Here is a 12349-nt window from a genome sequence, read left to right on the forward strand (position 1 = left end):
AAGTGCAGTGCGAAAGGCAAAGGCCTGTAAAACGGCAAATCGCCGAAAATAGCCCTGATTATACAATAAAACCCTGCAATTGTCGGTGGTATCCAGGAATTGGTTGACGAATGGTTAGAAAACGAGGGGTGGGTTTCCCCCTCTCCCTTGTAGGGAGAGGGCCGGGGTGAGGGTACAGCGGGCGCATTTCCCCTCACCCTAACCCTCTCCCCCAGGGGGAGAGGGGACCGATTAGTGGTGCGCGGGCTGTGGTGCCGTTTCTGGTTTATTTTCTGCGGATTGCGGTGCGCCATAACGTTTGGCGTACAGCGCGGTAATAATCGGTACCAGAATCGCGGTGACAATCACGCTGGCGGCGACCAGTGCCGTAGCGGATGCCGCAACCGGGGCAAACGACGGGTTAATCTGTGCAATGATAACCGGGTTCGCCACGGCAGCACCGGCTGCAGAAGAGGCGGCAACGCCTGCGGTACCATTACCACCGCCAATCACGCGGTCAGCAATAATCAGTGGAATACCGGTGATAACGATAACCGCCACGCCCAGTACGATACCCAGCAGGCCGGTGTCGAGGATCACTTTCAGGTTGATGGTGTTACCCAGCGCGAAGCCGAAGAACGGAATCAGGACCGGCGTGGCTTTGCTGAAGAACGCACGCAGGTCGTGGTCCAGGTTGCCGAGGGTGAAGCCAATCAGGAATGGCAACACGGCGCCGATAAAGTGGTGCGGCTCAAAGGAGGCCAGGCCTGCGGAACCGAGGATCACCATGGTCATCAGCGGGCCGGATTCCAGCGACATCAGCACGAACGCACCGGACTCTTCTTTGGTGCCGTACTGGTTCATCAGGCTGGCGTACAGGCCGCCGTTGGTCATATCCATGGCTGAAACGATCGCCAGCACGGAGAGGCCAGCAAAGAAACCGGTCTGAATACCTGTGTCAGGAATAAAGGATGCCGCAATCATGGCAACGACCCAGGCGACGGCGATTTTGGTCAGCACCAGCGTGCCGGATTTGCGTAATACCGTGCCGGTAGCGCGTAAATCAATGGATGCCCCAATACAGAAGAACCACACCGCCAGAATCGGTACCGTTCCGCCAATCATACCTTTCGTGAAAGAGCCGAAATATTCACCGGTTGTTGGGGCCAGGGTATTTAATACCGCGCCTAACAGTAACGGGATAAGCATCATCCCGCCAGGGATTCGTTCCATTGTTGCTTTGATTTTCATGTGACATCCTCGCTTCGTATCGCCCAGGCGACAGAAGAGGTTAAGTATAATAATTTCAGTGTGTTATATGGCTATCATCTGGTGTTCTTATGTCAGTCAGCTTTCGTGTTAAGGGAAACTTATCGACATATTTAACGCTGTTTCGGAAGTTATAATGCATTTGTAGAAATGATGATTCAATTAAAATAAAACAGTGTTTTATATATATAGATCACATATTTCAAATGTTGACATTGAGCGCACCTAAAAGATAAAAACGGTGTGAAGTGAATGTGAAAAATTCTGAAAAAACTCTTTTCGAAATTGAGGTGAAAAAACATCGCGAAGCATGCGGTGGGTCTAGCGTTGAGCGGGAAATGAGCAGGTAAATGTGAGCGGAATATTTCGCTTTGGTAGCATGATTCAATCTTTTGTTAAGTTGATCACAATATTAATCGCTGTTAGGGTAAATAGGATTGTCCCTCAAACGGTCATTTTCCGAGGGGCGGCTTTTTAACTGACTCGCCAGCAGGCCCAACAGGTTTGATTGTCCGCAAACATCGACTCACGCAGACATGCAAACCTGCTACGCTTGGATAAACGGAACCAGCATCTCCACGGTTCCCTTTACGCATCCTCGCAAACACATCGTGTGTTTGTCGCCACTGGGTGTGCGTTCAAGGCGAAATTGAACGAGGAAAACCATGCTTAAAAGGAAAAAAGTAAAACCGATCACGATTCGTGACGTCACTATCATCGACGATGCCAAGCTGCGCAAAGCGATTACCGCGGCTTCACTGGGTAACGCGATGGAGTGGTTTGACTTCGGGGTTTATGGGTTTGTGGCCTATGCGCTGGGTAAAGTCTTCTTCCCGGATGCCGACCCCAGCGTGCAGATGATTGCCGCATTGGGTACCTTCTCCGTTCCCTTCCTGATTCGTCCACTGGGCGGTCTGTTCTTCGGGATGCTGGGGGATAAATACGGCCGCCAGAAGATTCTCTCCATCACCATTATTATTATGTCGCTCAGTACATTCTGTATTGGTCTTATTCCTTCGTACGAGACTATCGGTATTTGGGCACCGATCCTGCTGCTGCTGTGTAAAATGGCGCAGGGCTTCTCGGTCGGCGGTGAATATACCGGGGCGTCTATCTTTGTCGCTGAATACTCTCCTGACCGTAAGCGCGGTTTCATGGGCAGCTGGCTGGACTTCGGTTCGATTGCCGGGTTCGTGATGGGTGCGGGTCTGGTGGTACTGCTCTCTACTGCGGTGGGTGAGGCGAACTTCCTTGAGTGGGGTTGGCGTATTCCGTTCTTCGTTGCGCTGCCGTTAGGGATTATCGGCCTCTATCTGCGTCATGCGTTAGAAGAGACCCCGGCGTTCCAGCAGCACGTCGATAAGCTGGAGCAGGGCGATCGTCAGGGTCTGCAGGATGGACCAAAGGTATCGTTTAAAGAGATTGCCACCAAGCACTGGCGTAGCCTGCTGGCATGTATCGGTCTGGTTATCTCCACCAACGTGACCTACTACATGCTGCTGACCTACATGCCGAGCTACCTGTCGCATAACCTGCACTACTCGGAAGACCACGGTGTGCTGATTATCATCGCCATTATGATCGGTATGCTGTTCGTGCAGCCGGTGATGGGTCTGCTGAGCGACCGATTTGGTCGTCGTCCGTTTATCGTGGTGGGTAGCATTGCGCTGCTGGTGTTCTCGATTCCGGCCTTCGTGCTGATTAACAGCAACTCGATTGGTCTGATTTTCTCCGGCCTGCTGCTGCTGGCGGTGATCCTGAACTGCTTCACCGGGGTGATGGCGTCGTCGTTACCGGCGATGTTCCCAACCCATATCCGCTACAGCGCGCTGGCGAGTGCCTTTAACATCTCGGTGCTGGTTGCCGGTGTAACGCCGACGCTGGCCGCCTGGCTGGTGGAGTCAACGCAGAACCTGATGATGCCGGCTTACTATCTGATGGTGGTGGCGGTAATCGGCCTGATGACCGGTGTGATGATGAAAGAGACCGCCAACCGGCCGCTGAAAGGCGCAACGCCTGCGGCATCGGATATGGCCGAAGCGAAGGAGATCCTTCAGGAGCATCACGACCATATCGAGCATAAGATTGAAGATATCGATGCCGAGATTGCCGCGCTGCAGGAGAAACGCTCGCAGCTGGTGATGCAGCATCCGAAAATTAACGAGTAGGCCGTGCCCGATCCCAGGGTCGGCGTAAGCACCGAAACATACCAATAAAAAACCCGGCTGATGACGCCGGGTTTTTTGTGCTTATCGTTCGCGGAACGCTTCGGCTTTGGCCCTCAGAATCGGCTTCAGCAAATAGGCCAGAATGGTTTTCTTGCCGGTAATAATATCCACCGATGCCACCATCCCCGGAATAATAATCAGCGGTTTTTCATCGCTGCCGAGGTGGTTTTTCTCCGTACGCAGACGAATAACATAGAAGCTCTTGCCGTCTTTGTCCGTCACCGTATCCGGGCTGATTTGCTCCAGCTTAGCCTTCAGGCCGCCATAGATGGTGAAGTCGTAGGCGGTGAACTTGACCATCGCTTCCTGTCCTGGGCGCAGGAAAGCGATATCCTGCGGGCGAATTTTGGCTTCAATCAGCAGCGTATCATCCAGCGGGACAATCTCGACCAGGTCGTTGCCCGGCTGGATAACGCCGCCGATGGTGTTGACCATCAGTTGCTGGACGATGCCGCGTACCGGTGAAGTGACCAGCGTACGGTTAACCCGGTCCTCGATGGCCTTGCCGGTGGCGGTGAGCTTGCTGAGTTCGGTGCGGGCTTCGTTGAGCTGGGACAGCGCTTCACTGCGATAGCGGCCGCGCGTCTCACCCATTTTACTTTCAATCTCTTTAATCGCCGCCTGGGCTCTTGGCACTGACAGCGTGACCGACTCCAGCTGCCCGCGGGTTTCCACCTCGGAGCGGCGCAGGCGCAGTACCTCGACCTTCGAGATGGCCCCTTTGGCAACCAGCGGTTCAGACATGCTGATTTCCTGTTGCAGCAGCCCCAGGCTACGGCGGTACTGCTCGCCTTTGGCCTGGTAATCCAGCAGCTCCTGTTTCTTCTGCACCAGTTGCTCATCGAGGCCTGATAACTCGCTCTGAATCCGTTTGTTCACGCTGGCAAAGAGCTCCATTTCGCCGTTAGCGATATCCGGCGACTTCTCCACAATATCGGGTGACAGGGTGAGGGTTTCTTTGTCATCCAGCTGTGCGGTCAGGCGTTGAATACGCGCCTCCAGCGCCAATCGGTCGGCCTCGGACTCCCCGGCGTTAGAACGAAAGCGGGTATCGTCGAGACGCAACAACGGCGCGCCTGCTTTGACGACTTCCCCTTCGTGCACGAACACTTCAGCGACAATTCCCCCTTCCAGGTTCTGGATTTTTTGCAGACGGGAAGAGGGAATCGCTTTGCCGTCGCCGCGCGTCACTTCGTCGATTTCGGCCAGCGATGCCCAGGCAATCATGATGATAAAGAAGCCGAGGATCGCCCACAGGGTGATACGCACCACGCGCGGAGAGTCATCGAGTAGCGCTTTGTTCACCTCGTTTGAGGTGAGCGTTGAGGCGTTTCTGTCGCCAAAAAGCCACTTCATCATTCGGTTAACGTTGCGCATGAATTTGTCCCTTCTTCAGTGCGGTCATGACGCTTTCTTTCGGACCATCCGCGATGATTTTGCCGTTATCGAGGATAATCAGGCGATCAACCAGCGTCAGCAGTGAGGCGCGGTGGGTGACCAGCAGCAGCGTTTTATTGCTCACGAGCGGCGTTAGCGCTTTTTTAATCAAATCTTCGCTGGTGTTGTCCATCGAACTGGTGGGTTCGTCCATCAGGAGCACCGGCGGGTCGAGCAGCAGCGCCCGCGCCAGCGCGACGGCCTGACGCTGGCCGCCGGAAAGATTCATCCCGCGTTCCCCAACCTGCATGTTGTAGCCGGAAGGGTGGCGACGGGCGAACTCATGTACGCCAGCCAGCGTGGCCGCGCGCAGCATCGTCTCTTCATCAACGTAGCTGGCGCCGCTCAACAGGTTATCGCGCAGCGTACCGCTGAACAGGTGGATATCCTGCGGTGCGTAGCCGATGTTATGCCGGACATCGTGGACGTCGAGCTGGCGGGCATCAATGCCGTCAATCAGGATGGTGCCCTCATCTGGCTGGTAGAAACCAACCAGCAGCTTCGCCAGCGAGCTTTTGCCGGAACCGCTACGGCCGATAATCCCCACCTTCTCGCCCGGCTCAATTTTGAGCGAAATGCCGTTTAACGACATGTACTGGTTTTGCGGGTAGTGGAAGGTCACGTCGCGGAACTCGATAGCGCCAGACAGCGTTTCACGCTTTAGCGGCACTTCGTCCTCCTGCACTTCCTGGTCAAGATCCATCATGCGGTCGATGGTGGCCTTGGTCATTTTGGCGCGCTGGTAGCGGGTTATCAGGCTGCAAAGTTGGCCAATGGGCATCATGGCACGGCGATTGAGCAGGTAGCAGGCGATCAGGCCGCCCATACTGAGGTTACCGGCAATAATGCTGTACACGCCCACAACAATCATCACGACGCCGGCAATTTTCTGGATCCATGCCGTCAAGTTGACTGCAAGATAGGAGAGCGATTTAACCCGCAGCTCCAGCTTGCTCAACTGGCCGATAATCTGTTCCCACTGATACTGACGTTCGCTTTGCGCGTTGTTGACCTTAATCGCGTCCAGGCCGGTAATCGTCTCAACCAGCATGGCCTGACGTTCAGTGGAGAGGCGATAGGTTTTTTGCACCTGTTCCAGCAGCGGACGCTGGAGCATCCAGTTAATGCCCAGCGCAATCGGATAACAGAGCAGCGGAATCAGGGCGAGTGGGCCGCCAATAATAGCGATAACCAATAAAATCAATAAGGTAAACGGGAAGTCGATGAGCGCCGTCAGGGTGAATGACGAGAGGAAATCGCGTACCGACTGATACTCCTGGAACTGCTGCGTAAAGCCGCCAACTCGCTGTGGCCGCTCTTTCATCTTCATGCCCAGCAGGCGTTCAAACAGCGCTGCCGAAACGATGAGATCGGTCTTTTTCCCCGCGATATCAAGACAAATACCGCGTAATACCTTCAAAATAAGATCAAACACAAAGGCGATTGAGATGCCGATTGCCAGCACCCAGAGCGTGGCGGTGGCCTGGTTTGGCACCACGCGATCGTAGACGTTCATCACGAACAGCGGCGTCGCAATCGCGATCACGTTGATGATAAAACTGGCGACAACCGAATCCAGGTAAAGGAATTTCGACAGTTTTAACGTGTCTTTAAACCAGGAGCGGGTACGTGGAATCGTTGCCGTCGGTTGGCGGTCGTATTCGTGTCCTGGCTGGATAAAAATGGTTTTCCCGCTGTAGTTTTCTGCCAGCGCTTCACGCTCAAGCACTATTTCACCGCCTTCCGTTTCGGTTGTCAGAAGACGGGCGCGCTGCTGGTCGTCCCATCCGATCAGCACGGCGGCCTGATCGTTTTTGAGGAGTACGATAGCGGGTAGCGAAATGGCGGTGATTTTTTCCAGCGGCCGCTGCAGTACGCGTGCTTTTAGCCCCGCGCGTTTCGCCGCGCGTGGGAATGCGCTGAGCGTAAGTCGATGTTCATCCAGCGGCAAACCGCCGGTTAATACGTTGCGACTGGTCACGATGTTGTGCAACTGGCAGACGATCATCAGTGAATCGAGCAGGGGATCGTCATGATGTTGCCGCGGATCGTGCCTGATGGTGTTATCAGCAGAAGCAGTCACTTGCTCAAGTGGATCAGTATAAGACGCCATAGTCAGACCTTATATACCAGCGAATAAAACTCGCACAGGCTGAAGAGTATAAGGGGTTACCTCACCGTAAAGTAAGATAACCCGCAGGCCCAAAATCGATTATTTCAGTTCGGGTAAGTTGTTGTGTGCCGTCTGCTGCTCATCCACCGGCTGTGCGGCCGTTGGCGCCTGAATATTCAGCTGTTTTAGCAGATCGCCAATTCGGGCGTTGATGCGGTAGGTGGTGAACATCTCCACAAACTGCATTTCGACGTAGCGGCGCTGGGCGGTGAACACTTCGTTTTCGCTGTCCAGCATATCCAGCAGACTACGCTCACCGATGCTGAACTGCTCCTGATATGCGGTGCGCACCACGGCACTGCGATCGGCGTAATCTTTGGCGATCGGCACCTGCTGTTTGGCGTTCTGCCAGGCGTTCCAGGACAGACGCAGCTCCTCATCCAACTGGCGAAGGGCGTTGCGTTTGACGTCCTGCGCTTCCTGCATTTTATAGGCATAAGATGACAGCTGTGCTTTATCGCTGCCGCCGTTAAACAGGTTGTAGTTCATGCGAACCATCGCCTGCCACTCCTGATCGTGACCACGCGTACCGTCGGTGTTGTTATCCATGCGGCGGCCGAGGTCGACATCCACGCTCGGGTAGAAGCGGGATTTCGCGGCTTCATACTGCTGACGGGTGGCTTCAACATCTGCATCGGCCTGCTTGAGCAGCGGGCTGTTTTCCAGCATCTGCTTACGGGCTTCAGCCTGAGAGCCTGGAACTTTGGTCGTCATCGGCATTGACAGGCCGCTCGCCTCTTTACCGACCACGCTGTAGTAGTTGGCCTGGGCATCTTCGAGGTTGGTTTGTTCGGTCAGCAGGTTGTTTTTCGCCTGCGCCAGACGCGCCTGCGCCTGCTCATAGTCAGCCTTACGGCCTACGCCCTGTTCGGTGCGCAGGCGAATTTGGTCAAAAACGCGTTCGTGGTTTTTCAGGTTATCCTGCGCCAGTTGCACCATTTTTTGACGCATCAGAACGTCGAGATAGCTTTGAATCGCATTCAGCGCAGTCAATTCACTGGTGTTCATCACCGTGTAGGCCCGGGAGTTCACTGTCGCCTTTTGCCGGGCCACTTCGCTGGTGGTGGCAAAGCCGTTAAACACATTCTGGCGCAGATTAAGGCTGGATTCGCTGCGGTTCAGGTTGCGACGATGATCGTTAGCCGCACGGGTGCTGGCGTTATCGGTCTGCTCCCAGCCGGTACCGGCGGAGAGGTTTAAGGTAGGCAGATAGCCGCCTTTTGCCGCCCGCAAATCCTCATCGGCAGAATAGCGGCTGTTGACCGACGCGCTCACCTGCGGGTGCCAGAGCAAGCTGTCTTTCACGGCCTGTTCGAGCGTGGCCGCACTTACGCTGCTGGCGAACAGCAGCGGCAGAGAGAAGCTGGTGAATACCCGAATGTGTTTGTTCATGATGTCGCCCTTTCCTTACGTTTATTTCCCTGGCTACGGGTTTTGGCCACCAGAGGCAATGTCATTAATATCATTTACTGCTAAGGGTTCATCCAGACCAATAACGGTGGCTATGACGAACTATTAATAAAAAGAGTCGGCGGTAGCCGACCCTAACGCATCAGGCGTCCGTATCCGGCTGCGGTATTAAATGATCCAGCTCCGCAATATTATGGGCATTCCAGCTATCCGCCCCCTCACCGGCAGAACTTTCCGCCGGAACATCCTGAACGTGTCCCGCCGCCTCGGTATTTTCCGCTGGCGCTTCTACCTGAATCATTGAGCTGACATCATTGGTGCTGTCATCGTGGATAATCTCGCTGAGATCGATAGTCTCCACTTGATGCGTATCTGTCGTCGCCGTTGAGGCTGGTTTATCCTCTAGTGGCTCGGCGTTCTGGGCGGTATCGGCCTCATGCAGTTGGCTATCAATATCGTCCAGCAGCATGCTCAGCGATGTCTCAGGGCTTTCGTTAGCCACGCTCTGCACCTGGGATGTATCCTGCTCAATCGCGCTGAGATCGATAGTTTCATTGTCGGCCAACAGGCCAGCGGTATCCTGATCTGCTGCGGCATGGTCGTTCGCTGAATCCGTTTCCTCTGCCTGACCTGCGGTGTCGATCGTCTGGTTTCCGGCAAGGTTATCCGCCGGTTCGCTGGTGTCGGTTTCACCGGTATTCGCGGTATCGCCAGGATCGGTTGTGGCCGTATGCGTATCGTTGCCGCTCAACGCCGCCAGATTTGCGGAGTCGCTTTCCGTTGAATGATCGTTTGCCGATACATCATCGGTATGTTCGGTTGAGCCAACGGTGCTGACGTGTGCCAGAGTCGCGTGGTGAACGTCTCCCTCCGTCGATAGCGTATGAGTCGAGTCGTCCGCGTGGTTATCTTCACCGCCACCGAGGACGATTGAGTGATCGCCGCTGTTGGCATCAATCGGCCCGGAAGACGGCGATGAGTCGTCGACGTCGGTGACAACATCGACTTTGACCGAGCCCAGATCGGTTATCTGCGTCGGTGATGTCAGGGTTAAATGCGCATCCAGATGGGTGCCATCTGGAACATCGATGGTCAGATTCCCATTGTCGTCCGCCGTATAGTTAACGCCCTGATAGTTGACGGTAGCTTTCGGCGCTAACCCACTGAATTTGATCGAGGTAATGTTGTGATCGCTACTTCCCTCAATGTTGGCATCAATATTCAGGTCGTATTGCCAGGAGACTTTACTGTCGGAATGGCCGGGATCCAGGCCTTCTTTCCCCGTTCCGGAGATAATTTCAGTTAAGCGGTTATTACCATAAAACGTTTGTCCATTAACGGTAAGGTTGACGCTTTCGATGTAGTTAATGTTGCCATTGACGTTTTTTGTGCCATCCGTGTTGCTCCACGATGAGTCGCCAGGGACAAAGATGTAGTCGTGCGCAGTACTGCTGCTGGCTTCACGGTTGCCGTTGACCGCATTCATTGCGTGCTGGGTGTTATCTCCCTGCGTGTAGGTACTGCCATCGTGCAGAATAAAGATATCGGACTTACCCACGGTACCATTCGCGTTACCGGAGGTGTATTCATGGATGTTGGATGAAGGGATATCCTTAGAAACATATTTCCCAACATCGCCTTGAGACACCCATACAACGACATTCGCCCCAACCGCCACAATCATACCGCTGCCGTCGATATCAAAGCCGTTACCGCTAGGATCTTTGCTACCGCCGTTAACCTCGATGACCTTTGTAGGGTTAGAGGCGGTAAAGTTGACGTTGAGGGTGATGTCGGAATCGGCGTCTGAATCGGCGTCTGAATCAGCATCGGCGTCTGCATCGGCATCCGCGTCGGCGTCGGCATCTGCGTCCGCATCCGCATCGGCATCCGCATCCGCATCGGCGTCGGCGTCGGCGTCTGCATCAGCGTCTGCATCAGCGTCGGCATCGGCGTCCGCGTCGGCATCCGCATCGGCGTCTGCATCAGCGTCGGCATCGGCATCCGCATCCGCATCCGCGTCGGCATCCGCATCTGCATCTGCGTCGGCATCCGCGTCGGCGTCCGCGTCGGCGTCCGCATCGGCGTCCGCATCGGCATCTGCGTCTGCATCGGCATCTGCGTCCGCATCCGCGTCTGCATCCGCATCGGCGTCGGCGTCTGCATCAGCGTCGGCATCCGCATCCGCATCGGCATCGGCGTCCGCGTCGGCATCAGTGTCCGCATCGGCATCAGCGTCGGCGTCGGCGTCGGCGTCAGCATCCGCATCTGCGTCGGCATCGGCGTCCGCATCCGCATCTGCGTCGGCATCGGCATCGGCATCGGCATCGGCGTCCGCGTCAGCATCCGCATCTGCGTCTGCATCCGCGTCGGCGTCAGCATCCGCATCTGCGTCGGCGTCCGCGTCGGCATCCGCATCTGCGTCGGCATCGGCATCGGCGTCCGCGTCCGCATCGGCATCCGCATCGGCATCCGCATCGGCATCCGCATCGGCATCCGCATCGGCATCCGCATCGGCATCCGCATCGGCGTCCGCATCAGCATCTGCATCAGCGTCCGCATCGGCGTCCGCATCGGCATCTGCGTCCGCATCGGCATCCGCATCGGCGTCTGCATCAGCGTCGGCATCCGCATCGGCATCAGCGTCGGCGTCCGCGTCGGCATCAGTGTCCGCATCGGCATCAGCGTCCGCATCGGCATCGGCATCGGCGTCGGCATCAGCGTCGGCGTCCGCATCTGCGTCCGCATCGGCATCCGCATCGGCATCCGCATCCGCATCGGCGTCTGCATCAGCGTCGGCATCGGCATCCGCATCCGCGTCGGCATCCGCATCTGCATCCGCATCTGCGTCGGCATCAGCGTCGGCGTCCGCATCGGCATCTGCGTCTGCATCCGCATCGGCGTCTGCATCAGCGTCGGCATCCGCATCGGCATCAGCGTCGGCGTCCGCGTCGGCATCAGTGTCCGCATCGGCATCAGCATCAGCGTCGGCATCTGCGTCCGCATCCGCATCCGCATCGGCATCAGCGTCGGCATCGGCATCTGCATCCGCATCGGCGTCGGCGTCTGCATCAGCGTCGGCGTCAGCATCCGCATCTGCGTCGGCATCGGCGTCCGCATCCGCATCGGCATCAGCGTCGGCATCGGCATCTGCGTCGGCATCCGCGTCGGCGTCAGCATCCGCATCTGCGTCGGCATCGGCGTCTGCATCCGCATCGGCATCCGCGTCGGCATCTGCGTCCGCATCGGCATCGGCATCGGCATCTGCGTCGGCATCAGCATCTGCGTCGGCGTCGGCATCCGCGTCGGCGTCGGCATCTGCGTCGGCATCCGCATCCGCGTCGGCATCCGCATCCGCGTCGGCGTCCGCATCGGCGTCGGCATCCGCATCCGAGTCGGCATCGGCATCTGCATCAGCATCGGCGTCTGCATCAGCATCGGCGTCTGCATCAGCATCTGCATCAGCATCAGCATCGGCATCGGCATCGGCATCGGCATCGGCATCTGCATCTGCATCAGCGTCGGCATCTGCGTCCGCATCCGCATCCGCATCGGCGTCGGCATCGGCATCGGCATCTGCGTCGGCATCGGCATCAGCGTCGGCATCGGCATCCGCATCGGCATCCGCATCGGCGTCTGCATCAGCGTCGGCATCCGCATCCGCATCGGCGTCGGCATCGGCGTCTGCATCAGCATCCGCGTCTGCATCCGCGTCTGCATCGGCATCTGCATCGGCGTCGGCATCCGCGTCGGCATCGGCATCGGCATCGGCGTCTGCATCTGCGTCGGCATCCGCATCTGCATCAGCATCCGAGTCGGCATCGGCGTCTGCATCAGCATCGGCGTCGGCATC

Annotated in this window: 6 protein-coding genes; 1 reads left to right on the forward strand and 5 read right to left on the reverse strand. The window is 56.6% G+C overall.

Annotated elements, in window-relative coordinates; translation table 11 throughout:
* Positions 1–231 precede the first annotated feature (231 nt).
* A complete protein-coding gene (kdgT, locus tag HII27_RS14300) occupies positions 232–1230 on the reverse strand; it encodes a 2-keto-3-deoxygluconate transporter (RefSeq protein ID WP_185668497.1) in 999 nt (332 codons plus the stop codon).
* A gap of 683 nt (positions 1231–1913) precedes the next feature.
* Here kdgT and proP point away from each other — a divergent pair.
* Positions 1914–3416, forward strand: a complete 1503-nt coding sequence (gene proP / locus HII27_RS14305; protein WP_185668498.1) for a glycine betaine/L-proline transporter ProP — start codon at positions 1914–1916, stop codon at positions 3414–3416.
* An 81-nt stretch (positions 3417–3497) separates the two neighbouring features.
* On the opposite strand, the gene HII27_RS14310 is transcribed toward proP, so the two are convergent.
* The 4 genes from HII27_RS14310 to HII27_RS14325 form a co-directional block, all read right to left on the reverse strand.
* Positions 3498–4853 carry an HlyD family type I secretion periplasmic adaptor subunit gene (locus HII27_RS14310; protein ID WP_185668499.1) on the reverse strand — a complete coding sequence of 452 codons (1356 nt, stop codon included), beginning with the start codon at positions 4851–4853 and terminating at the stop codon, positions 3498–3500.
* Positions 4840–7026 (reverse strand): type I secretion system permease/ATPase, encoded by a 2187-nt coding sequence (locus tag HII27_RS14315; RefSeq protein WP_185668500.1) that lies wholly within the window; start codon positions 7024–7026, stop codon positions 4840–4842. The genes HII27_RS14310 and HII27_RS14315 overlap by 14 nt, the downstream gene beginning before the upstream one ends.
* A gap of 99 nt (positions 7027–7125) precedes the next feature.
* Positions 7126–8478, reverse strand: coding sequence for a TolC family outer membrane protein (locus HII27_RS14320; protein ID WP_185668501.1), 1353 nt, complete (start codon positions 8476–8478; stop codon positions 7126–7128).
* Positions 8479–8638: 160 nt separating this feature from the next.
* A partial coding sequence (locus tag HII27_RS14325) for a prolipoprotein diacylglyceryl transferase (RefSeq protein ID WP_185668503.1) occupies positions 8639–12349 on the reverse strand: 3711 nt, incomplete at its 5' end.

Source organism: Kluyvera sichuanensis (genome assembly GCF_014218705.1).
GTDB classification, from domain to species: Bacteria; Pseudomonadota; Gammaproteobacteria; order Enterobacterales; family Enterobacteriaceae; genus Kluyvera; species Kluyvera sichuanensis.

Excerpts from the sequence above, each read along its gene's own strand:
- kdgT (WP_185668497.1), bottom strand. The coding sequence starts at position 1,230 with ATGAAAATCAAAGCAACAATGGAACGAATCCCTGGCGGGATGATGCTT.
- HII27_RS14320 (WP_185668501.1), bottom strand. The coding sequence starts at position 8,478 with ATGAACAAACACATTCGGGTATTCACCAGCTTCTCTCTGCCGCTGCTG.
- HII27_RS14310 (WP_185668499.1), bottom strand. The coding sequence starts at position 4,853 with ATGCGCAACGTTAACCGAATGATGAAGTGGCTTTTTGGCGACAGAAAC.
- HII27_RS14315 (WP_185668500.1), bottom strand. The coding sequence starts at position 7,026 with ATGGCGTCTTATACTGATCCACTTGAGCAAGTGACTGCTTCTGCTGAT.
- proP (WP_185668498.1), top strand. The coding sequence starts at position 1,914 with ATGCTTAAAAGGAAAAAAGTAAAACCGATCACGATTCGTGACGTCACT.